Raw genomic sequence first — 20,857 nt, 5'->3', positions numbered from 1 at the left:
CCGGCGCCTCGGGTCCGCCCGGGGGGACGCTACAGGAAGCGGCCGATCGCCAGCGCGATGAAGCTCAGCAGCACCGAGCTCGCGATCGGCAGATGGAACTCGCGGCCGAACAGCCGGAAGTGGAAGTCGCCGGGCAGCCGGCCGAGGCCGAGCTTCTCGAGCCAGGGCCGCAGGCCGCTGAACAGCGCCAGCGCCAGCACCATCACGATCATCCAGCGCAACATCGGGAATGAACCTTTCGGCGCGCCCGGCGGCCGGGCGCGCCCTTACAGCAGGTGGGTGCGGTCGCCCTGGGCGAAGCCCATCGGCGCCATCTCGAAGCCGCGCGCGAGCGCCAGCACCTTGAACAGCTCGCCCATCTCGTGCTCGTTGACGAGCTTGTGCACCATCGCGACCTGGCGCAGCCGCTGCGCGTCGGCGGCCGCGTCCTCGCTCGCGGCGGGCAGCAGGTCGAGGATGCCGGTGTTGAGCAGGAAGCGGCCCTGGCTGGCGTAGCCGATCACGTCGAAGCCGGATTCCTGCGCCGCCACCGCGATGCCGGTGAAGTTCACGTGCGCGGTGATGTCCTTCAGGCCCGGGTCCTCGAGCGGGTCCGGGTCGGCACGGTGCGCGCGGTGGCACATCAGCGTGCCGCCGGCGCGCTGCGGGTGGTAGTACTCCGCCTCCGGGAAGCCGTAGTCGATCAGCAGCGCGCCGCCTCGCACCAGCACCTGCCCGAGCGTGCGCACGAAGGCTTCGGCGTGCGGGTGGACCTCGGTGACGGTGCCGGGCAGGAAGGGCCCCTCGAACGGCGGGCGCAGCCCGGTCGGGCGGTCCTCCCACGCGAAGCCCGCGCCCTCGACGCGCACGCCGCGCTCGAACCAGTGCGTGCCGTCGAAATGCAGCAGCTTGACCGGCATCGCGTCGAGCACCTCGTTGCCGACGACGATGCCGCGCATCTCGTCGGGCAGCCGGTCGTGCCACTGCACCTTGTCGGCGAACTCCGGCGCCTCGGCGAGGATGCGCTCGCGCTGGCGCTCGCGCAGCACGCCCGACAGGTCGACGATGTGGTAGCTCAGCAGCGCGGTGCCGAGCGCCGAGAGCAGCTGCACCGCGAGCGTGCCGGCGCCGGCGCCGAACTCCCAGACCTCGGCGGTGCCGCTCTCCACCATCATCTGCCGCACCTGGCGCGCCACCGTGCGGCCGAACAGCGGGCTGAGCTCCGGCGCGGTGACGAAGTCGCTGCCCGAGCCCGGCATCGTGCCGAACTTCAGGCTGTCGTTGGCGTAGTAGCCCAGGCCGGGCGTGTACAGCGCCATCTCCATGTAGCGGTCGAAGGGCAGCCAGCCGCCGGCCTCGCGCACCGCGTCGGCGATGCGGTCGCGCAGCGCCCCGGCCCCGGGGGCGGCCGCTACACTCTCGGACCCGGGGCCCGGCCCCGGCTTGCGCTCGTCTTTTTGCATCCACCCGATTGTAGGAACCATGTCTGCCAACTCGCCGATGCCAGTGTCGCGACCTGTGGCGCTCGTCACCGGCGCGGCACGCCGGCTCGGGCGCGAGATCGCGCTCGAGCTCGCGCGCGGCGGCCACGACATCGCGCTGCACTTCCGCAGCGGCCCCGACGAGGCGCAGGCCACGGTGGAGGAGCTGCGCGCCATCGGCGTCGAGGCCGCCGCCTTCCAGGCCGACCTCGCCGACGAGGGGGCCTGCCGCGCGCTCGTCCCCGCGGTGCTCGCGCGCCTCGGCCGGCTCGACGCGGTGGTCAACAGCGCCGCGCTGTTCGAGTTCGACGACGCCGCGAGCTTCGGCTACGCGATGCTGGAGCGGCACCTGCGCGCCAACACCGGCCCGGCCGTGCTGCTCGCGCAGGCGCTGGCGCAGCACTTGGCGCAGCGGCCCGGCGCGCGCGGCGCGGTCGTGAACCTGCTCGACCAGAAGCTGTGGAACCCGAACCCCGACTACTTCAGCTACACGCTGTCGAAGGCCGCGCTCGAATGCGCGACGCAGCTGCTCGCGCGCGCGCTCGCCCCGGCGGTGCGCGTCGTCGGCGTCGCGCCCGGGCTGACGCTGACCAGCACCACGATGAGCCCGGAGCGCTTCGAGGAGCTGCACCGGCTGTCGCCGCTCGGGCGCTCGTCGACGCCCGCGGACGTGGCCGCGGGCGTGCGCTTCCTGATCCAGAACGGCTCGATCACCGGCACCACGCTGCTGGTCGACGGCGGCCAGCACATGATGGCGCTGGCACGCGACTTCTCGAAGATGTAAGGCCTCCCCGATGTCCCTCACCCGCGGCACCCAGATCCTGACGCTCACCGGGCTGCGCTTCGACGCGAAGCTCGGCGTGCTCGACCACGAGAAGGACGCCCCGCAGCCGATCGAGGTCGACGCGGAGCTCAACCTCGGCACGCAGCCGCTCACGCCGCCCGACGACGACATCCACCACGTGCTCGACTACCGGCGCGTGCGCAGCATCGTCATCGAGGAGTGCACCGCGCGGCACGTCAACCTGCTCGAGAGCCTGATCGGCAAGGTCGCCGCGCGCCTGATGGAGCTGCCGGGCGTGCTCGGCGTGCGCGTGCGCATCGCCAAGCTCGAGATCTTCGACGACTGCGAGGTCGCGATCCGCGTCGAGACCGGGCAGTGGTGAGCAGCGCGACACGCCGTCCAAAGCCTTAGCCGGCGGCGCAGCCCGCCGCGAGGCGCACAATTCCGGGCATGAACGCTGTGCCCACCGAAAACCTCCAGTCCCCCGAAGGGGCGGCCGACGCCGCCGAGCGCCGCCGCGCCTTCGAGACCAACAAGCTGTCCAAGCGCCTGCACCGCCTGGTCGGCCAGGCGATCGTCGACTACAACATGATCGAGCCGGGCGACAAGGTGATGGTCTGCCTGTCCGGCGGCAAGGACTCCTACACGCTGCTCGACGTGCTGATCAACCTGCGCGAGCGCGCGCCGATCGACTTCGAGCTCGTCGCGGTCAACCTCGACCAGAAGCAGCCGGGCTTCCCCGAGCACGTGCTGCCCGAGTACCTGAAGGGCCGCGGCGTGCCCTTCCACATCGAGAACCAGGACACCTACTCGATCGTCAAGAGCAAGATCGAGCCCGGCAAGACGATGTGCAGCCTGTGCTCGCGGCTGCGGCGCGGCATCCTCTACCGCGTCGCGGGCGAGCTGGGTGCGACCAAGATCGCGCTCGGCCACCACCGCGACGACATGCTGCAGACGGTGCTGCTCAACATGTTCTTCGGCGGAAAACTGAAGGGCATGCCGCCGAAGCTCGTCAGCGACGACGGCCGCAACGTCGTGATCCGTCCGCTCGCCTACGTCAGCGAGCGCGACACGCAGGCCTGGAGCGAGCACCGGCAATTTCCGATCATCCCCTGCACCTTGTGCGGCAGCCAGGAAAACCTGCAGCGCCAGCAGATGGCGGCGATGCTGCGCGAGTGGGAGGCCAAGCACCCGGGGCGCGTGGGCAACATGTTCAACGCGCTCGCCAACGTCGTGCCCTCGCACCTGATGGACCGCAAGCTCTACCCGTTCACGACGCTGCAGCCCACCGGCGTGGCCGACGCGGCGGGCGACAAGGCCTTCGACGAGGACGAGGACTGCGGCCCGGCCCCGGCGGGCATCGTGCGGCTCGCGCTCGACGAGGACTGAGCCGGCAGCCCGCGCAAGGAGGGGGGTGCGGGCAAGTAGTTTGCCCGGGCTGTGCTGCGGCGCGGCCACGGAACCGGTCCGCGCCTTGAGGAGAGCATGAGATGAGAATGGTGGTGGCGGCGATCGCGCTCACGGCGCTGCTCGGCGGCTGCGCGAACGTGCGGCTGATCGAGAGCGACGTCAGCAGCTATGGACAGTGGCCGGCGCAGCGCCAGCCGGGCGTGTTCGCCTTCGAGCGGCTGCCCTCGCAGCAGGCGCGGGCCGAGCAGCAGGCGCGCATCGAGCAGGCGGCGCTGCCGGCGCTCGAGCAGGCCGGCTTCCGGCCGGCGGCGCTCGGCGAGCCGGCAAGCGTCACGGTGCAGGTGGGCCTGAGCGAGATGCGCCACGAGCGCGCGCCCTGGGACGACCCGCTCTGGCACAACAGCCTCTACTTCGGCCGCGGGGGCTTCCGCGGCTTCGGCGCCGGCGTGGGCCTGGGCTGGTCGATGCCCTCGCCCTACTACGTGCTCGACGCCGCGGTGCTGATCCGCGATGCGCGCACCCAGCAGGTGCTCTACGAGACGCGCGCGCGGCACGACGGCCGCTGGCACGACGAGACCGTGTGGCGCGCGCTGTTCGAGGCGGCGCTGAAGGACTTCCCGATGCCGGCGATCAGCCCGCGGCGCGTTGCCGTCGAGGTGCCGCGCTGATTGCTCGGTCTCTCGCGGGCCCGCGGGCCGCGAGCGCATCCTTGATGGATTTCCGCGGGCCGCAGGGCCGGTCCGCTCGAGGCAGAAACGCGCCCCCGGGGCTGGAGACCCCGGACGCCGGCGCGGACGATTCACTTTTTCCCGGAGGGAGTACGACTTGGCGCTCGATATCGTGATCATGGCGGCCGGCAAGGGCACGCGCATGAAGTCCCGTCTGCCGAAGGTGCTGCACCGTCTGGCCGGACGGGCGCTGCTGCAGCATGTGCTCGACGCCGCCGCGACGCTGCAGGCCTCGCGCATCATCACCATCACCGGCCACGGCGCCGAGCAGGTGGAGGCGGCGGTGCAGGCCCCGGCGCTGCAGTTCGTGCGCCAGTCGCCGCAGCTCGGCACCGGCCATGCGGTGCAGCAGGCGCTGCCGCTGCTGCAGGACGAGGGCACCACGCTGATCCTCAACGGCGACGTGCCGCTGATCCGCCCCGAGACCGCGCGCGCGCTGGTCGAGGCCTGCGCCGGCGAACGCCTCGCGCTGCTGACGATCGAGCTCGACGACCCGAGCGGCTACGGCCGCATCGTGCGCAGCGGCGACGCGCGCGGCGGCCACGTGCTCGGCATCGTCGAGCACAAGGACGCGGCGCCCGAGCAGCGCGCGATCCGCGAGGTCTACACCGGCATGATGGCCGCGCCCAACCGGCTGCTCAAGCGCTGGCTCGCGGAGCTGCGCAACGACAACGCCCAGGGCGAGTACTACCTGACCGACGTCGTCGCGATGGCGGTGGCCGAGGGCGTGCCGGTGGTCGCGAGCCACGCGGGCAGCGAGATCGAGGTGCTCGGCGTCAACAGCCCGCTGCAGCTCGCCGACCTCGAGCGCCGCTTCCAGCGCAGCCGCGCCGAGGCGCTGATGGAGGCGGGCGTGCGCCTGGCCGATCCCGCGCGCTTCGACCTGCGCGGCGAGCTCGTCTGCGGCGGCGACGTCGAGATCGACGTCAACTGCGTCTTCGAGGGGCGCGTGGTGCTCGGCGAGGGCGCGCGCATCGGCGCGAACTGCGTGATCCGCAACGCTGAGATCGCCGCCGGCGCGGTGATCCATCCCTTCACGCACATCGACGGCGAGAAGGCCGGCGTGCAGGTGGGCGAGGGCGCGATGATCGGCCCCTTCGCGCGGCTGCGCCCCGGCGCGGTGCTCGGCCCCGAGGTGCACATCGGCAACTTCGTCGAGGTGAAGAACTCGACGCTGGCGCGCGGCGCCAAGGCCAACCACCTCGCCTACCTCGGCGATGCGACGGTCGGCGAGCGCGTCAACTACGGCGCCGGCAGCATCACCGCGAACTACGACGGCGCCAACAAGCACCGCACCGTGATCGGCGCGGACGCGCATGTCGGCTCCAACTGTGTGCTGGTGGCGCCCGTGACGATCGGCGCGGGCGCGACGATCGGCGGCGGCAGCACCATCACGAAGGACGCGCCCGAGGGGCAGCTCACCGTCGCGCGCGCGCGGCAGGCCTCGCTGCCGGGCTGGACGCGGCCGAAGAAGGGCGGCTGAGATGGGCGGCGACGTGCCGCAGGCCGCCGGCGACAGCGCGGGCGGCGCGCCCGACCCGGCGCGCTGCCCGCTGTGCGGCGCGTCCAACCGCTGCGCGATGGCGGACCCCGCCACGCGCGACGCGGCGCGGGCCGGCACGCTGCCGTGCTGGTGCGTCAGCGTGCGGGTCGATGCGGCGCAGCTCGCGCGCGTGCCGCTCGACGCGCGCCGGCGTGCCTGCCTCTGCCCGGCCTGCGCGGCCGGGCTCGGCGTCGCGCAGCCGCCGGCGGACTGAGCCGCGAGCGCGTCCGGCTCAGGCGAGCTGCTCCTGGCCGCGCACGGCGAGCGCGTCCACGCCCGGCAGGCCCGAGTTCTCCAGGCAGCGCAGCCAGCAGTCGGCCTGCCAGTCCAGCACCGGCTGCCAGACCTCGCGCTGGCAGTCCAGCCATATCTCGACCAGCCTGGAATGGGCGTCGATCCAGTCCAGCGCCGCCTCGGCCGGTGCGCCGAACAGGGGAACGAAGGAGGGAGTGGGGTGGCCGTTCGCTGATTCCATGGACGTGCGGGGCAGGGGTGGGGGACGGCCCACTGTCACAAAGCCGCCCGGTGCCGTCAAGTCATGCAAGTCGATGGGGGCAAGGGCCGCGCCCCTGCCTCAGCCGCCTGCAGGCGGGCGCGGCAGCGCGATCGCCGGCGCGAACTTGGCGCGCTTGACCGCGAAGAAGGCCTTCACGTTGCGCACGTTGGCGTCCTGCGTCAGCAGGCGCTGCGCCAGCGCATGGTAGGCCGCCATGTCCGGCACCTGCACCACCAGCACGAAGTCCGGCCCTGGCGACACCCGCCAGCACTGCTGCACGGCGTCGTCGGCGATCACGCGCTGCTCGAAGGCGTCGAGCCACTCGGCGCCCTGGCGGTCGAGCGTCACCTCCACCACCGCCTGCAGCCCGGCGCCGAGCTTCTCGGGCGACAGCAGCGCGAGCGTGCGCTCGATCACGCCCGCCTCGGTGAGACGCCGCACGCGGCGCAGGCAGGTGGCGGGCGAGACCTGCACGAGCTCGGCGAGCGCCTGGTTAGACAGCGCCGCGTCGCGCTGCAGCTGCTCGAGGATGCGCAGGTCGACCGCGTCGACATTCAACTCAGGGGGGATGGTTTCTTGCACTTCCGGTAGTCTGGCGAAATATTGTTGTGAAGGATGGGGCAAGAGAAATAAAGCGTCAATAGTCAGCTATGATTGAAAGCTAATTTCTCGCCTTCCTCCTTACCATTCGCCCGCAGTTCTTTCCAGGAGGCCCAGCATGTGCGGCATCGTCGGCGCGGTCAGCGCTCGAAACATCGTCCCCGTTCTCGTCGAAGGCCTGAAGCGCCTCGAATACCGCGGCTACGACTCCTGCGGGGTCGCCGTGCACCAGGATGGCGCGCTGCGCCGCGCGCGCAGCACCTCGCGCGTGTCGGAGCTGTGCACGCAGGTGAAGACCGAGTCGATCGAGGGCGGCACCGGCATCGCGCACACCCGCTGGGCCACGCACGGCGCGCCGGTGGTGCACAACGCGCACCCGCACTTCTCGCACGGCAGCGGCGAGGTCGGGAGCCGCCCGGGCCGCATCGCGCTGGTGCACAACGGCATCATCGAGAACCACGAGGAGCTGCGCGCCGAGCTCACCGCGCGCGGCTACGTGTTCGCGAGCCAGACCGACACCGAGGTCATCGCGCACCTGGTCGACCACCACTACGACGGCGACCTGTTCGACGCGGTGCGCCGCGCCACGCTGCGCCTGCGCGGCGCCTACGCGATCGCGGTGTTCTGCCGCGACGAGCCGCACCGCGTGGTCGGCGCGCGCGAGGGCTCGCCGCTGGTGCTGGGCGTCGCCAAGGAGGAGACCTTCCTCGCCTCCGATGCGATGGCGCTCGCCGGCGTCACCGACCGCATCGTCTACCTCGAGGACGGCGACGTGGTCGACCTGCAGCCGGGCCGCCACTGGATCGAGCGCCGCCGCGACGACGGCAGCGAGCGCTTCGAGACCGTCGTGCGCGAGGTGCGCACCGTGCAGGCGCACTCGGGCGCGGCCGAGCTCGGCCCCTACCGCCACTACATGCAGAAGGAGATCTTCGAGCAGCCGCGCGCGATCGGCGACACGCTGCAGGGCGTGCTCGGCATCACGCCCGAGCTGTTCGGCGACGGCGCCTACCCGGTGTTCAAGGAGGTCGAGCAGGTGCTGATCCTCGCCTGCGGCACCAGCTACTACGCCGGCTCCACGGCCAAGTACTGGCTCGAGTCGATCGCGAAGATCCCGACCTCGGTCGAGATCGCGAGCGAGTACCGCTACCGCGACAGCGTGCCGAACCCGAAGACGCTGGTGGTGACGATCACGCAGAGCGGCGAGACCGCCGACACGCTGGCCGCGCTCAAGCACGCGCGCAGCCTCGGCATGCCGCACACGCTCACCATCTGCAACGTCGCGACCAGCGCGATGGTGCGCGAGTGCAAACTCGCCTACATCACGCGCGCCGGCGCCGAGATCGGCGTGGCCTCCACCAAGGCCTTCACGACGCAGCTCGCGGGCCTGTTCCTGCTGACGCTCGCGCTCGCGCAGGTGCGCGGGCACCTGAGCGAGGAGCAGGAGGCCGAGCACCTGAAGGCGATGCGCCACCTGCCGGTGGCGCTGCAGGCGGTGCTGGCGCTCGAGCCGCAGGTCATCGCCTGGGCCGACGAGTTCTCGCGCAAGGAGAACGCGCTCTTCCTCGGCCGCGGCCTGCACTACCCGATCGCGCTCGAAGGCGCGCTGAAGCTCAAGGAGATTAGCTACATCCACGCCGAGGCCTACCCGGCGGGCGAGCTCAAGCACGGTCCGCTCGCACTCGTCACCGCCGAGATGCCGGTGGTCACCGTCGCGCCGAACGACGCGCTGCTCGAGAAGCTCAAGAGCAACCTGCAGGAAGTGCGCGCGCGCGGCGGCGAGCTGTACGTGTTCGCCGACGCCGACACGCGCATCGAGTCGAGCGAGGGCCTGCACGTGATCCGCATGCCGGAGCACTACGGCGCGCTGTCGCCGATCCTGCACGTGGTGCCGCTGCAGCTGCTGGCCTACCACACCGCCTGCGCGCGCGGCACCGACGTCGACAAGCCGCGCAACCTCGCCAAGAGCGTGACGGTGGAGTAAGTCCCGCGCCCGTCCTCCCGGGGGGCGGGCGGGACCGGGTTCAGCGCAGCGGTGCCCGCGTGAAGATCAGGTCCGCCGTCGCTTCGGCGAGCGTGGCGCAGCCGGTGAGCGCCATCGCGATCTCGAGCTCGTCGCACAGCAGGCGTAACACATGAGCCACCCCGCGCGTGCCGGCATTCGCCAGCGCGTAGACGCAGGGCCGGCCGACGAGCACGGCCCGGGCGCCGAGCGCGACGGCCTTGAGCACGTCGGTGCCGCGGCGGATGCCGCCGTCGACGAGCAGCGGCAGGGCCTCGCCCACCGCGTCGGCGATGCGCGGCAGCGCCCAGGCCGTGGCGGGGGCGGTGTCGAGCGTGCGGCCGCCATGGTTGGAGACGATCAGGCCCGCCACGCCGAGCGCGGCAGCCTGGCGCGCATCGGCCTCGTGCAGCACGCCCTTGAGCAGCACCGGCAGGCGCGTCGCACCCAGCAGCCACTCGACGTCCGCCCAGGTCGGGGCGTGCCTGAGCAGGCTGTCGAACATCGCGCTCTGCCCGGGCGCCAGCGTCCCCAGCGCCGGGGGGCGCAGCCCCTGCAGGTTCACCGCGGAGATTCCGGGCGGCAGCCGGAAGCCGGCGCGGCGCTCGCGGTCGCGCGCGCCGCTGCTCGGCGCGTCCACCGTCAGCACGAGCGCCTCGTAGCCGGCGTCCTCGGCGCGCCGTATCAGTTCCCGGTTGAAGCCCCGGTCCGGCTGCAGATAGAGCTGGAACCACAGCGGTCCCCGCCCCGGGTCGTCGCGCACAGCGTCGGCCACGGTCTCGAGCGGCGTGCTCGCCTGCGTGCTCAGCACGAGGCCGGCGCCCAGTGCGGCGGCGGCGTAGGCGCAGGCCAGCTCGCCGTCGGGATGCGCCATGCGTTGGAAGGCGACCGGCGCGAGCATCACGGGATGGGCGAGCGTGCGCCCGAGCAGTTCCACCCGGGTGTGGCCGCCCGAGAGCGGGCGCAGCACCCGCGGGTGCAGCATCAGCTCGTTCCAGGCCTGACGGTTGGCCCGCAGCGTGATCTCGTCGGCCGCGCCGCCGCTGAAGTAGGCCCAGGCGTTTTCGTCGAGCCTCGTGCGGGCCAGGGCCTCGTGGTCGGCCAGTGAAATCAGCCCCTCGGGCAGCGGGTCGAGCGAAGGAACGGGTTTCATGAAGGCAGGCTCAGGTGTCGATCCACATGCGCAGCAGGTTGTGATAGGTGCCGGTCAGCCCGACCACCGCCGGGTCGGTTTCGCCGGCCTGGCTGCGCAGGCGCATCAGGTGGGTGTCCATGTCGAACAGCAGGCGCCGCTGCTCGTCGCTGCGCACCATGCTCTGCACCCAGAAGAAGGCGGCCACGCGGTGGCCGCGGGTCACCGGCTCCACCCGGTGCACGCTGGTGCCGGGGTAGAGCACCATGTCCCCGGCGGCGAGCTTCACGCGCTTGTCGCCGAAGGTGTCCTCCACCACCAGCTCGCCGCCGTCGTACTCCTGCGGCTCGGCCAGGAACAGCGTGCAGGAGATGTCGGTGCGCACGCGGCCCGCGCCGTTGCGCAGGTAGCGCACCGCGCTGTCGACGTGGTTGCCGAAGCGGTCGGCCGCCCCGCCGTAGCGGTTGAACATCGGCGGCGAGACCTGCTTGGGCAGCGCCGCGGAGAAGAAGAGCGCATGGCGCTCCAGTCCCCGCATCACCAGCTCCTGCAGCACCCGCGTCTCCTCGCAGCTCTCAGGCAACTGCTCGTTGCGCTTGGCCTGCGCCGCCTGTTCGCCGGACGTCTTGCGGCCGTCTTCCCAGGGCGCGTCGCGCAGGATCCTCCGCGCCTGCCGCAGCGGCTCGGGACCGAGGACTTCACGGATGTGCAGGAGCATGGTTCAGTCTCCGATCAGAAGCGCGTGCCCACGGTCAGCTTCACGGTGCGCGGGGCGCCGGCGACATAGAAGCCTGGGTAGAGCTGGTCGCCGTAGGTCTTGTCGGCCAGGTTCGAGACGTTGAGCTGGGCGTAGGTGGCTTCGGTGAACTTGTATTCGGCCATCGCGTCCGCCACGACGTAGCCCGGGGCCTTGGCGGTGAGGCTGGCCGCGCCGGTCGTGCCCTGCAGCGGCCGGTTCTCCGAAACGCCGTTGACGCCGCCGGCCAGGCGCAGCTTCGAGGTGGCCTGGTAGCTGACCCAGGCGCTGCCGCTGTGGCGCGGCGTGAGGCCCACGCGCTGGCCGACGGAGGCCTGCGCGGTGGCGGCGCTGCCGGCCTTGTCGATCTTCGCGCTCGGCGTCAGCGCGTAGGAGAGGTAGAGCTCCCACTTCGGCGACAGGCGCCCGGTCATGTCGAATTCCACGCCCGCCGAGTGCCGCTTGCCGGACAGCGTGTAGGCCGTCCCCGCGAAGTCCGAGTCGGTGGTGCGCTCGTTGTACTTCTCGGTGCGGAACGCGGCCACGCGCGTCGACAGCGCACCTTCGAGCCAGTCGTGCTTGGCGCCGACCTCGATGTTGCGGCTCTTCTCGGGCGGCGTGTTCGCGGTCTGCTGCGTGACGTACTGGTAGGTGTCGGCCGAGGTGTTGAACGAGGTGCCGTAGGAGAGGTGGTAGGAGCTCGTGGGCGTCGGCTGGTACAGCACGCCCCAGCGCTGGCTGACCATCGAATCCGACAGTCCGGTCTGCGGCGTCGCGCTCGCCACGTCGGTCTGCGCGTTGGGGTAGGTCCACTGCCTGAAGTCGCCGTCGAAATGGTCGAAGCGCAGGCCGGCCAGCAGCTTCCACGCCGGGGCGAGCTGGACCAGGTCCTGGACGTAGGCGCCGAACGCCTTGGCCGAGTAGTCGGCACTGTCACGGTACACGGGCGCGACCGCAAGGGTCCTGCCGTCGTTCGGCGTGCCGACAGTGGTGTTGCCCTTGTTGTAGTTGGTCCCGACCGTGCCCCACGCGCCCCAGCGATGGGCCTTCTCGACGGAGGCGTCGACGCCCGTCAGCACTTCGTTCTTCAGCCCGAACCACTGGAGGGCCTTGCTGTAGTCGCTTTGCAGATAGGTGCCCTCGTACTCGTCCTTGCGGGGCGAGAGGCCGACGCGCGTCAGGACCGTGCTGCCGCTCAGGTTGGCCGCCGTCGTGCCGGCGGCGAAGCCGGCCGTGGTGCCCCACTGCGAGCGGTCGAAGGTGCCGCTGCGCAACTGGCTCCTCAGCTCGCCGCCGCCATCGAAGCGGTGCGTGTGCTTGGCGCTCAGGTAGGACGCCTTGCCCAGCAGGTAGTCGCTGGAGGTGCCGTAGAAGTTGCCCGGATCGATTCCATCCGCGACGGTGCCGCCGAGGTAGCGGATGCCGGCCATCGGCACGTTGTCCACGTCGAGATGGAACAGGCCGATCGAGAATTCGTCGCGCGTCCCGATGCCCCAGCGGAAGGTCGGCGCGATGCCGTACTTCTCGATCTCGGCGCCGCCGTTGTCGGCCTTCGTCGCCATCACGTTCAGCCGCAGCGCCGCGTCCTCGCCGGTGACCCAGTTGAAGTCGCCGGTGGTGCGCTTGTAGCCCCGCGAGCCGACGGTGAGCTCCACCTCGTGCTGGTTCATCAGCATCGGCTGCTTGGTCACCTGGTTGACCACGCCGCCGGTGGATCCGCGGCCAAACAGCATCGAGGCGGAGCCGCGCATCACCTCGACGCGGTCGTAGTTGAAGGCGTCGCGGTCGTACTGCGAGGGATCGCGCATGCCGTCGATCAAGAGGTCGCCGACGGTCGCCACCGGGAAGCCGCGCAGCCGGATGTCCTGGTCGGTGCCGTTCTCGGTGGCGGCGAAGGTGATGCCGGCGGTGTGGTGCAGCGCCTCCTTCAGCGTGTCGATGCGACGGTCGTCGAGCAGCTTCTCGGTCATCACCGTCACCGACTGCGGGATGTCGCGCAACTCCTGCTTGCCCTTGCCGATCGTCGTCGTGACGGCCTGGTAGGCCTCCTTGCCCTGCGGCTCGGCACTGCTCTTGACGGTGATCTGCGGCAGCACGGTTTCCTGGGCCGCGGCGGCGGGCGTCTGCGCCCAGGCGCTGCTGCCGAAACCGGCAGCCAGCGCACCGAGCGGGATCAGGACGGACAGCGAGGCGGGCTTGGTGGACGACACGGGGGTCGACGAGTTCGAGGGGGATGCGGACTTGCGGCGAACTCGGGAAGAGCGGGGCATGGACCAATTCCTGGAGGTGGATTTCGGGGGGGGAGGAACCTCGGGGCTCTTGGCTGGCTGGGGCGGGCAAAACCGGGAGGGCTCCGAAGCCTTCCCGGTATTCCTCGCTGCCTCGCTGGCGATAGAACGCGCGGCCACTTGTTGCGAATGATAATAATTCTCAAACAAAACTCAATAGCGTTCGGGTGCCGGATGCCGTCGATTTCATCGCACCTAGTCCGGAAGCCCGAGCCGCACGGGGCTTTTTGCTTGGCTGATGGGCCGCTCATCGGCTCACGGCATGAGTCAGGCACATGGCGGCCAGGCTGCAAGACGGATCTGGTGCCGCGTCGTCTTCATTCCTGCGCGGCGAGGGCCTGCAGGCGGGCGCTCGCCGCCGCGGTCCGGTGGCCCGAGAGGCGGCGCACCAGCACGTAGAGCACCGGCACGAACAGCAGGCCCAGCACCGTGGCGCTGAACATGCCGCCCAGCACCCCGGTGCCGATCGCGCGGCGGCTGCCCGAGCCGGCGCCGCTCGCCAGCGCCAGCGGCAGCACGCCGGACATGAAGGCGAGCGAGGTCATCAGGATCGGGCGCAGGCGCAGCTTCGTCGCCTGCAGCGTGGCCTCGACCAGCGACGCGCCGCGCGCATGCAACTGCTGCGCGAACTCGACGATCAGGATGGCGTTCTTCGCCGACAGGCCGACCGTGGTCAGCAGCCCGATCTGGAAGTACACGTCGTTGGACAGGCCCGCCCCCCAGGTCGAGAGCACCGCGCCGAGCACGCCCAGCGGCACCCCCAGCATCACGGCGAAGGGCACCGCCCAGCTCTCGTAGAGCGCCGCGAGGCAGAGGAACACGAACAGGATCGACAGCGCGTACAGCGCCGGCGCCTGCGAGCCCGACAGCCGCTCCTGGTAGGACTGGCCCGACCACTCGTGGCCGATGCCCGCGCCGAGCTTCTCGCGGATCCGCCCGACGATCGCCTCGGCGGCCGCCATCGCCTCGCCGGAGCTGACGCCGGGGGCCGCCGAGCCGACGATCTCGTAGGAGGGCAGGCCGTTGTAGCGCTCGAGCTTGGCGGGGCCGCTGGTCCACTCCACCGTCGCGAACTCGGCGAAGGGCACCATCTGGCCCGAGCCGTTGCGCACGTGCCAGGCAAGCACGTCCTGCGGCTGCATCCGGTAGGGCGCATCGCCCTGGAGGTAGACCTTCTTCACGCGCGAGCGGTCGATGAAGTCGTTGACGTAGCTGCCGCCGAGCGCAGCCGACAGCGTGGCGTTGATGTCGCCGGTGGCCAGGCCCAGTGCCGCGGCCTTGCCGTCGTCGATGCGCACCTGCAGCTGCGCCGAGCCGGGCAGGCCGCTGGCGCGCACGCCGACGAGACGTCCGTCCTGCGCGGCCAGCGCGACGAACTCGTCGCGCGCCGTCTGCAGCGTCCGCTGACCCGCGCCGCCCAGGTCCTGCAACTGCAGCGTGAAGCCCGCGTTGCTGCCCAGGCCCCGCACGGCGGGCGGCAGGTTCACGAACACGCGCGCGTCGCGCACCCGCGACAGCTCGCGGGTGAAGCGCCCGGCCAGCGCGCGCGCGTCCTGCCCCGGGCCCTTGCGCTGCGACCAGTCCCGCAGCCGGATGAACATCATGCCGCTCGACTGGTCGCCGCCCAGGCCGCGCACCGCGGTGAGGCCGGCGACCTCGGGCTGCTGCCCCAGGTACGCCTCGATCTGCTGCAGCACGACGACGGTGCGGGCGTCGGTGGCACCGGGCGGCAGCTGCACGATCGCCATCAGCACGCCCTGGTCCTCGTCGGGAAGGAAGGCGGTGGGCAGCCGGGTGAAGCCCAGCGCCATGCCGGCGGCGAGCACCGCGTAGATCACCAGCATGCGCCCGCCGCGCGCGAGCGTGCGGCCGACCAGGCGCTGCCAGGCCGCGCTGCTGCGTTCGAAGCCGCGGTTGAAAGCCGTGAAGAAGCGGCCGAGCGGACCGCGCGCCGGCGCCCGGCCCACCGGGTGCAGCAGCGAGGCGCACAGCGCCGGCGTCAGCGTCAGCGCCACGAGCACGCTCAGCGCCATCGCCGAGACGATCGTGATCGAGAACTGGCGGTAGATCACGCCGGTGGAGCCGGCGAAGAAGGCCATCGGCACGAACACCGCCGACAGCACCAGCGAGATGCCCACCAGCGCGCCGCTGATCTCGCCCATGCTGCGCCGCGTCGCCTCGCGCGGCGACAGCCCCTCCTCGCGGATCAGTCGCTCGGCGTTCTCCACCACCACGATCGCATCGTCCACCAGCAGGCCGATCGCCAGCACCATGCCGAACAGCGTCAGCGTGTTGATCGAGTAGCCGAAGGCCGCCAGCACGCCGAAGGTGCCGAGCAGCACCACCGGCACCGCGACGGCGGGGATCAGCGTCGCGCGCAGGCTCTGCATGAACACGCCCATGATCAGCACCACCAGCACCATCGCCTCGGCGAGCGTGACCAGCACCTCCTTCACCGAGATCCTCACGAAGGGCGTGGTGTCGTAGCCGATCTCGGCCTTCATCCCGGCGGGGAAGAAGGGCGCGAGCTGCTCCAGCCGCGCCTTCACCGCGCTCGAGACGGCCAGCGCGTTGGCGCCCGTCGCCAGCCGCACGCCCATGCCAGCGGCGGGCTTGCCGTCGTAGCAGGACTGCACCGTGTAGCTTTCCCGGCCGAGCTCCACCCGCGCCACGTCGGCCAGGCGCACGACCGCGCCGTCGCCCGAGGACTTGACGATGACGTTGCGGAACTCCTCGACGGTGCGCAGCTTGCTGCGGGCGGTGATGGTGGCGCTCAGCCCCTGAGCCTCCACTGCGGGCAGCGCGCCGAGCTGCCCGGCCGAGACCTGCGTGTTCTGGCTGGCCAGCGCGCCGCTGATGTCCGAGGGCATCAGCGCGTACTTCTGCAGCTGCGCCGGGTTGAGCCAGATGCGCATCGCGTAGCCGGAGCCCATCGTGGTGACCTCGCCGACGCCCTCGATGCGGCTGATCTGGTCGACGAGGGTCGAGGCGACGTAGTCGCCGATGTCGGCCGCCGTCACGCCCGGGTCGTCGGAGGTGAGGTTGGCGATCAGCAGGTAGTCGGTGCCGGCCTTGTTGACCGTCACGCCCTGGTTCTGCACGGCCTGGGGCAGCTGCGATATCGCCTGCTGCACCTTGTTCTGGACCTGCATCTGCGCGACGTCGGTGTTGGTGCCGGCCACGAAGCCCAGCACCACGCTGGCCGCGCCCGACGCGCTGCTCGACGAGGACATCGACAGCAGCCCGTCGAGCCCCTTCATCCGTTGCTCGATGACCTGGGTGACCGAATCCTCGACGGTCTGGGCCGACGCGCCGGGATAGCTCGCGCTGACGGTGATGCGGGGCGGGGCGATGTCGGGGTACTGCTCCAGCGGCAGCAGCCGGATGGCCAAGGCGCCTGCGAGCATGATGACGATGGCGATGACCCACGCGAAGATGGGGCGGTCGATGAAGAAGCGTGCCATGGGGCCTTCCGCTTCAGCGGCTCGCGACGGGGCGGCCTGTCGCGCCCGGTGCGCCGGCGCCGCCCGCCGCCTCGGAGGGCTTTCCGCCGGGCGGGGAGCCCGCCGTCACCGCGCGCACCGCCTGGCCTTCGCGCACCTTGCCGCCGCCCTCGACGATCAGCCGCTCGCCGGCCGCGAGGCCCTGCGTCACGCGCCACTGCCCGTTCACCACGTCCGCGACGGTGACGGCGCGGCGCTGCACGATGCCGTCGCTGCCCACGACGAGGGCGGTGGCCTCGCCGCGCGGGTTGCGGCTGATGCCGGCCTGCGGCACGAGGATCGCCGCCGGGTCCTGCGCCTGCGCGAGCACGGCGCGCACGTACATGCCGGGCAGCAGCAGGCCTTCCGGGTTGGGTAGCTGCGCGCGCAGCGTCACCGCGCCGGTGGAGGGGTTCACCGCCACGCCGCGCACCTGCAGCCGGCCCTCGTGCGCATAGGCCGATCCGTCCTCGAGCTTCAGCCGGATCGACAGCTCTCCGTCCTGCAGCGCGCCGCTGGCGAGCTGGCGGCGCAGCTTCAGCAGCTCGACGCTGCTCTGCGGGATGTCGACCGAGATCGGGTCGAGCTGCTGCACCGTCGTCAGCGCCGCAGCCTGGTTCGCGGTGACGAGTGCTCCGGGCGTGACGCTGGAGGTGTCGACGCGGCCGGCGATCGGCGCGGTGATGCGGGTGCGGGAGAGCTCGATGCGGGCGTTCGCGAGCGCGGCCTGTGCGGTCTTCAGGTCGGCGCGGGCCTTGAGCAGCTCGGCCTCGGCCGCCTCGTGCTCCTGGCGGCTGCCGGCGTCGGCCGCGAGCAGCTCCTGCTGGCGGCGCGCCTTGAGCTCCGCGGCGTTCAAGGCGGCCTGCGCGCGCGCCACACCGGCCTCCGCGCTGTCGAGCGCGGCCTCGTGGCTGGCCGGGTCGAGCTGGTATAGCGGCTGGCCGGCGCGCACGAACGAGTCCTCCTGGAACAGCCGCTCGCGCACGATGCCGCCGACCTGCGGCCGGATCTCGGCCGAGCGCGTCGCCACGGTGCGCCCGGCCAGCTCGGTCTTCAGCGCAACGGCCTGGGGGACGAGCGTGACGACGCCGACCTCCACCGTCCTCGGCTCCCCCTGCGAGGTCTGCTGCGCCTGGCCCTGGCTGCAGCCGGCGAGCGCGGCGGCGGCGGCCAGCAGCAGGCCGGAGGGCCACCAGGGAAGCGGACGCGAGGCGAGGGCGGACGGCACAGCGGACTCCTGCGGGGATCGGTCCGCCATGCTGGGGGGCGAATGTAAAGCTGGCTTGAAGAAATGTTGCTGCCGCTCGTTCCGGCCCGAAGGGACCGGCCCCGGGGAATCCCGCCGCTATGCCAGCGCTTCCAGATGTCCGAAGTGGTGCGCGGCCCGGCTCAGGTGGGCGATGAAGTGCCGCACCGCGGGCACCAGCGCGCTCTCCGGCCGCGTCATCGCGGCGATGCGGGCCTCGAGCGCGCCTTCGCGGATTGGCACGATCTTCATGTAGGCGGCCGCCAGCAGGTGCGTGGCGATCTGCCGGGGCATCAGCCCGACGAACTCCCCACCGGAGATCAGCGCCACCAGGCCGAGCGTCGAGTTCACGACGGCGCTGGCCCGGGGGGCGGGCAGGTCGTGCTCGGCGAAGAGGTGCCGCGCGTAGCCCGCATCGGCCGAGGTGCCGGTGAACACCCAGCGCGCCTCCGCCAGCTCGGACAGTGAGCGGGCCCTGGCATGGTGCGAGGAATTTCCCGCCACCACCACCATCTGGATCGGCATCAGCGGCTCGACCACCAGCTCGCCGGCCGGCAGGCCCGCCGGCACCGGTCCGACGGCGACATCGACCTCGCCGGCGCGCAGCCGCGACAGCTGCGCCATGTAGAGTTCCTCGTCGATGCGCAGCCGGATGCCGGGGTAGCTGGCGCTGAAGGTGCGCAGCGCCTCGGGCACCAGCAGCGTGAGGGCCAGCGGCACCGCGGCGACATGCAGGCTGCCGACCATCTCGCCGCCGAGCTGGCGGATCTGGTCCACGGCGATCGCCAGCTCGCGCTCCACCGACTTCGCGCGGTCGGCCAGCACGCGCCCCTGCGCGGTCGTCGCCACGCCGGTGTGCGAGCGCAGCAGCAGCGGCGCACCGAGCTCCAGCTCCAGCTCGCGGATCGCCTTGGTCAGCGCGGGCTGCGACACGCCGAGCTTGCGCGCGGCATTGCGCAGGCTGCCGGTCTCCACGGCGGCGACCAGCGCGCGCAGCGAATGCAGCTTCATGGTTATCCCTGATGCCTTTCGGTTATCGCCCCTTGCTTTCCGTCATCTTACTGGCCGGCAGTGCCGTCCCTAGAGTCACGGCCTCGTGACGACGATCAAGCGGCCTTGCACATCGAGGTGCTCGAGCCGGCAGTCGCGGATGGCATCTCAAGGAGACAGGCGGTGTTGGCGAAGAAGAAGATTTCCATCCCCGACGCGTCGGCAAGCGCTGCACCGCGAGGGGCCGCCCGCCCTTCGCTGCCCCGCTGACGGGCGAAGCACGAGCTGACTGACGGAGAACTCCCATGGCAAGCATCATCGGCGGCATCGCCGCGTCCCACACCCCCACCATCGGCTTCGCCTTCGACCGCGACAAGCGCGCCGATCCGGCCTGGAAGCCGGTCTTCGAGGCCTTCGACCCGGTGCGCCAGTGGCTCGCCGAGCAGAAGCCGGACGTGCTGCTGTTCATCTACAACGACCACATCACCTCCTTCTTCTTCGACCACTACTCGGCCTTTGCGCTCGGCGTGGGTGCCGAATGGTCGGTGGCCGACGAGGGCGGCGGCGCGCGCGACCTGCCGCCCGTGGGCGGCCATCCGGAGCTGGCGGCGCACATCGGCCAGTCGCTGATGAGCGAGGAGTTCGACATGTCCTTCTTCCAGGACAAGGCGCTCGACCACGGCTGCTTCTCGCCGCTGTCGATGCTGTGCCCGAGCGAGCCGGCCTGGCCGGTGCGGGTGGTGCCGCTGCAGGTGGGCGTGCTGCAGTTCCCGATCCCGACGGCGCGCCGCTGCTTCAAGCTGGGCCAGGCGCTGCGCCGCGCGATCGAGAGCTACCCCGAGGATCTGCGCGTGGCGGTGGTGGCCACCGGCGGGCTGTCGCACCAGGTGCACGGCGAGCGCGCGGGCTTCAACAACACCGAGTGGGACCAGCGCTTCCTCGACCTGTTCGAGCGCGACCCCGAGCAGCTGGCCGGCATGACGCAGGCCGAGTACGCCGAGCTCGGCGGCCTGGAGGGCGCCGAGGTCATCATGTGGCTCACGATGCGAGGCGCCCTGGGCGCGCAGGTGAACTGCCGGCACCGCAGCTACTACCTGCCGTCGATGACGGGCATCGCCACCGCGATCTACGAGAACACGGCCGGGAGGATGGCCGAGCCGATCCTGCAGCGGCACCGCGACGTGATGGCGCAGCAGCTGCGCGGCGCGGAAAAGCTGCAGGGCACCTATCCCTTCACGCTGTCGCGCAGCGTGCAGGCCTACCGGCTCAACCGCTTCCTGCACGACCTGGTGATCCCGGCGCAGCGCACGCGCTTCCTCGAGACGCCCGAGGCCGCCTTCGAGGATGCCGGCCTCACCGAGCAGGAGCGCGACCTGGTGCGCCGCCGCGACTGGCGCGCGCTGATCCACTACGGCGCCTCGTTCTTCGTGCTGGAGAAGCTGGGCGCGGTGGTGGGCGTCTCCAACCTGCACATCTACGCGGCGATGCGCGGCGAGACCCTGGAGCAGTTCCAGGCCACGCGCAACGCGCCGGGGGCCCTGTACTCGGTAGCCGGCAAGGACGCGGCCAGCCTCGCCTGGGACAAGCACAGCGAAAAAGTCTGACCTGAGCCCGCAAGGGCGCCTGCGGGACAGGTCGCACGAGGGCCTGCTCCCGGGTCTCGTGCGGTGCGCACCGGGATCGCGCAAGCCCGCGGCCCCGCGCACCCCCGGCGGCGCCGTCCACACAACTATCGGAGACATCCCATGAAGAAACCTCTCGCCCTGATGGCCGCTGCAGCCGCAACCGTGCTGTCCCTGATCGGTGCCGGTGCGGCGCACGCGCAGGAGTTCCCCACCAAGCCGGTGCGCATCATCACCCCTTTCCCCGCGGGTGCCGGCCCCGAGGCGGTGCTGCGCATGCTGGCCGAGAAGCTGCAGAAGAAGTGGGGCAAGCCGGTCATCGTCGAGAACCGCCCGGGCGG

Annotated in this window: 18 protein-coding genes and 1 pseudogene; 9 read left to right on the top strand and 10 right to left on the bottom strand. The window is 71.5% G+C overall.

The window, feature by feature from the left end:
* Positions 1 to 29: 29 nt before the first annotated feature.
* Together D3A59_RS18100 and D3A59_RS18095 are read right to left on the bottom strand one after the other, a co-directional pair.
* On the bottom strand, positions 30 to 224 hold the full coding sequence (locus tag D3A59_RS18100; protein ID WP_119156733.1) for a DUF2905 domain-containing protein: 195 nt from the start codon (positions 222 to 224) through the stop codon (positions 30 to 32).
* 42 nt (positions 225 to 266) lie between these two features.
* Entirely contained in the window at positions 267 to 1,442 is a 1,176-nt protein-coding gene (locus tag D3A59_RS18095) for a class I SAM-dependent methyltransferase (RefSeq protein WP_119156732.1), read from the bottom strand.
* A 19-nt stretch (positions 1,443 to 1,461) separates the two neighbouring features.
* On the opposite strand from D3A59_RS18095, the gene D3A59_RS18090 reads away from it, so the two are divergent.
* The 6 genes from D3A59_RS18090 (at position 1,462) to D3A59_RS18065 (ending at position 6,139) form a co-directional block, all read left to right on the top strand.
* Positions 1,462 to 2,244 carry an SDR family oxidoreductase gene (locus D3A59_RS18090; protein WP_119156731.1) on the top strand — a complete coding sequence of 261 codons (783 nt, stop codon included), beginning with the start codon at positions 1,462 to 1,464 and terminating at the stop codon, positions 2,242 to 2,244.
* Between the two features lie 10 nt (positions 2,245 to 2,254).
* Positions 2,255 to 2,626 carry a dihydroneopterin aldolase gene (locus tag D3A59_RS18085; protein WP_119156730.1) on the top strand — a complete coding sequence of 124 codons (372 nt, stop codon included), beginning with the start codon at positions 2,255 to 2,257 and terminating at the stop codon, positions 2,624 to 2,626.
* Positions 2,627 to 2,694: 68 nt separating this feature from the next.
* The gene (gene ttcA, locus D3A59_RS18080) at positions 2,695 to 3,633 is read left to right on the top strand and encodes a tRNA 2-thiocytidine(32) synthetase TtcA (protein ID WP_119156729.1); all 939 of its coding nucleotides are present in this window, start codon (positions 2,695 to 2,697) and stop codon (positions 3,631 to 3,633) included.
* Between the two features lie 101 nt (positions 3,634 to 3,734).
* On the top strand, positions 3,735 to 4,322 hold the full coding sequence (locus tag D3A59_RS18075; protein WP_119156728.1) for a DUF4136 domain-containing protein: 588 nt from the start codon (positions 3,735 to 3,737) through the stop codon (positions 4,320 to 4,322).
* A gap of 178 nt (positions 4,323 to 4,500) precedes the next feature.
* Positions 4,501 to 5,865, top strand: coding sequence for a bifunctional UDP-N-acetylglucosamine diphosphorylase/glucosamine-1-phosphate N-acetyltransferase GlmU (glmU, locus tag D3A59_RS18070; RefSeq protein WP_119156784.1), 1,365 nt, complete (start codon positions 4,501 to 4,503; stop codon positions 5,863 to 5,865).
* A 1-nt stretch (position 5,866) separates the two neighbouring features.
* Positions 5,867 to 6,139 carry a cysteine-rich CWC family protein gene (locus D3A59_RS18065; protein WP_119156727.1) on the top strand — a complete coding sequence of 91 codons (273 nt, stop codon included), beginning with the start codon at positions 5,867 to 5,869 and terminating at the stop codon, positions 6,137 to 6,139.
* Positions 6,140 to 6,157: 18 nt separating this feature from the next.
* On the opposite strand, the gene D3A59_RS18060 is transcribed toward D3A59_RS18065, so the two are convergent.
* Together D3A59_RS18060 and D3A59_RS18055 are read right to left on the bottom strand one after the other, a co-directional pair.
* Positions 6,158 to 6,400 (bottom strand): hypothetical protein, encoded by a 243-nt coding sequence (locus tag D3A59_RS18060; protein WP_119156726.1) that lies wholly within the window; start codon positions 6,398 to 6,400, stop codon positions 6,158 to 6,160.
* A gap of 99 nt (positions 6,401 to 6,499) precedes the next feature.
* Complete coding sequence (locus tag D3A59_RS18055) at positions 6,500 to 6,979, bottom strand: Lrp/AsnC family transcriptional regulator (protein ID WP_240636112.1); 480 nt, start codon at positions 6,977 to 6,979, stop codon at positions 6,500 to 6,502.
* Positions 6,980 to 7,139: 160 nt separating this feature from the next.
* Here D3A59_RS18055 and glmS point away from each other — a divergent pair, with 160 nt between their 5' ends.
* On the top strand, positions 7,140 to 9,002 hold the full coding sequence (gene glmS / locus D3A59_RS18050) for a glutamine--fructose-6-phosphate transaminase (isomerizing) (RefSeq protein ID WP_119156725.1): 1,863 nt from the start codon (positions 7,140 to 7,142) through the stop codon (positions 9,000 to 9,002).
* A 40-nt stretch (positions 9,003 to 9,042) separates the two neighbouring features.
* On the opposite strand, the gene D3A59_RS18045 is transcribed toward glmS, so the two are convergent.
* The 6 genes from D3A59_RS18045 to D3A59_RS18020 all read right to left on the bottom strand — a co-directional run bounded on the left by D3A59_RS18045 (position 9,043) and on the right by D3A59_RS18020 (position 18,915).
* Positions 9,043 to 10,173, bottom strand: a complete 1,131-nt coding sequence (locus D3A59_RS18045) for an alpha-hydroxy acid oxidase (protein WP_119156724.1) — start codon at positions 10,171 to 10,173, stop codon at positions 9,043 to 9,045.
* A 10-nt stretch (positions 10,174 to 10,183) separates the two neighbouring features.
* Positions 10,184 to 10,870, bottom strand: a complete 687-nt coding sequence (locus D3A59_RS18040) for a Fe2+-dependent dioxygenase (RefSeq protein WP_119156723.1) — start codon at positions 10,868 to 10,870, stop codon at positions 10,184 to 10,186.
* 14 nt (positions 10,871 to 10,884) lie between these two features.
* Positions 10,885 to 13,158 carry a TonB-dependent receptor gene (locus D3A59_RS18035; RefSeq protein WP_119156722.1) on the bottom strand — a complete coding sequence of 758 codons (2,274 nt, stop codon included), beginning with the start codon at positions 13,156 to 13,158 and terminating at the stop codon, positions 10,885 to 10,887.
* Between the two features lie 335 nt (positions 13,159 to 13,493).
* Positions 13,494 to 16,640 (bottom strand): efflux RND transporter permease subunit, encoded by a 3,147-nt coding sequence (locus D3A59_RS18030; protein ID WP_119156721.1) that lies wholly within the window; start codon positions 16,638 to 16,640, stop codon positions 13,494 to 13,496.
* A gap of 13 nt (positions 16,641 to 16,653) precedes the next feature.
* Positions 16,654 to 17,886 (bottom strand): efflux RND transporter periplasmic adaptor subunit, encoded by a 1,233-nt coding sequence (locus D3A59_RS18025; protein ID WP_240636111.1) that lies wholly within the window; start codon positions 17,884 to 17,886, stop codon positions 16,654 to 16,656.
* Positions 17,887 to 18,003: 117 nt separating this feature from the next.
* A complete protein-coding gene (locus D3A59_RS18020) occupies positions 18,004 to 18,915 on the bottom strand; it encodes a LysR family transcriptional regulator (protein WP_119156719.1) in 912 nt (303 codons plus the stop codon).
* 284 nt (positions 18,916 to 19,199) lie between these two features.
* On the opposite strand from D3A59_RS18020, the gene D3A59_RS18015 reads away from it, so the two are divergent.
* Together D3A59_RS18015 and D3A59_RS26000 are read left to right on the top strand one after the other, a co-directional pair.
* Positions 19,200 to 20,498: a gallate dioxygenase gene (locus D3A59_RS18015; protein WP_119156718.1), complete on the top strand. Its 1,299-nt coding sequence runs from the start codon at positions 19,200 to 19,202 to the stop codon at positions 20,496 to 20,498.
* Positions 20,499 to 20,639: 141 nt separating this feature from the next.
* Positions 20,640 to 20,857, top strand: a pseudogene (locus D3A59_RS26000) (tripartite tricarboxylate transporter substrate binding protein); the annotation flags it as partial.

The sequence above is a fragment of the Caldimonas tepidiphila genome, from assembly GCF_003569765.1.
Taxonomy (GTDB): Bacteria; Pseudomonadota; Gammaproteobacteria; order Burkholderiales; family Burkholderiaceae_C; genus Caldimonas; species Caldimonas tepidiphila.
The sequence above is the reverse complement of the archived record's forward strand: the minus strand, read 5'-3'. Positions and strand labels throughout refer to the sequence as shown.

Bases quoted from the DNA above. Each gene is read 5' to 3' on its own strand.
- D3A59_RS18100 (WP_119156733.1), bottom strand. From the start codon at position 224: ATGTTGCGCTGGATGATCGTGATGGTGCTGGCGCTGGCGCTGTTCAGC.
- D3A59_RS18095 (WP_119156732.1), bottom strand. From the start codon at position 1,442: ATGCAAAAAGACGAGCGCAAGCCGGGGCCGGGCCCCGGGTCCGAGAGT.
- D3A59_RS18090 (WP_119156731.1), top strand. From the start codon at position 1,462: ATGTCTGCCAACTCGCCGATGCCAGTGTCGCGACCTGTGGCGCTCGTC.
- D3A59_RS18085 (WP_119156730.1), top strand. From the start codon at position 2,255: ATGTCCCTCACCCGCGGCACCCAGATCCTGACGCTCACCGGGCTGCGC.
- ttcA (WP_119156729.1), top strand. From the start codon at position 2,695: ATGAACGCTGTGCCCACCGAAAACCTCCAGTCCCCCGAAGGGGCGGCC.
- D3A59_RS18075 (WP_119156728.1), top strand. From the start codon at position 3,735: ATGAGAATGGTGGTGGCGGCGATCGCGCTCACGGCGCTGCTCGGCGGC.
- glmU (WP_119156784.1), top strand. From the start codon at position 4,501: ATGGCGGCCGGCAAGGGCACGCGCATGAAGTCCCGTCTGCCGAAGGTG.
- D3A59_RS18065 (WP_119156727.1), top strand. From the start codon at position 5,867: ATGGGCGGCGACGTGCCGCAGGCCGCCGGCGACAGCGCGGGCGGCGCG.
- D3A59_RS18060 (WP_119156726.1), bottom strand. From the start codon at position 6,400: ATGGAATCAGCGAACGGCCACCCCACTCCCTCCTTCGTTCCCCTGTTC.
- glmS (WP_119156725.1), top strand. From the start codon at position 7,140: ATGTGCGGCATCGTCGGCGCGGTCAGCGCTCGAAACATCGTCCCCGTT.
- D3A59_RS18045 (WP_119156724.1), bottom strand. From the start codon at position 10,173: ATGAAACCCGTTCCTTCGCTCGACCCGCTGCCCGAGGGGCTGATTTCA.
- D3A59_RS18040 (WP_119156723.1), bottom strand. From the start codon at position 10,870: ATGCTCCTGCACATCCGTGAAGTCCTCGGTCCCGAGCCGCTGCGGCAG.
- D3A59_RS18035 (WP_119156722.1), bottom strand. From the start codon at position 13,158: ATGCCCCGCTCTTCCCGAGTTCGCCGCAAGTCCGCATCCCCCTCGAAC.
- D3A59_RS18030 (WP_119156721.1), bottom strand. From the start codon at position 16,640: ATGGCACGCTTCTTCATCGACCGCCCCATCTTCGCGTGGGTCATCGCC.
- D3A59_RS18020 (WP_119156719.1), bottom strand. From the start codon at position 18,915: ATGAAGCTGCATTCGCTGCGCGCGCTGGTCGCCGCCGTGGAGACCGGC.
- D3A59_RS18015 (WP_119156718.1), top strand. From the start codon at position 19,200: ATGGCAAGCATCATCGGCGGCATCGCCGCGTCCCACACCCCCACCATC.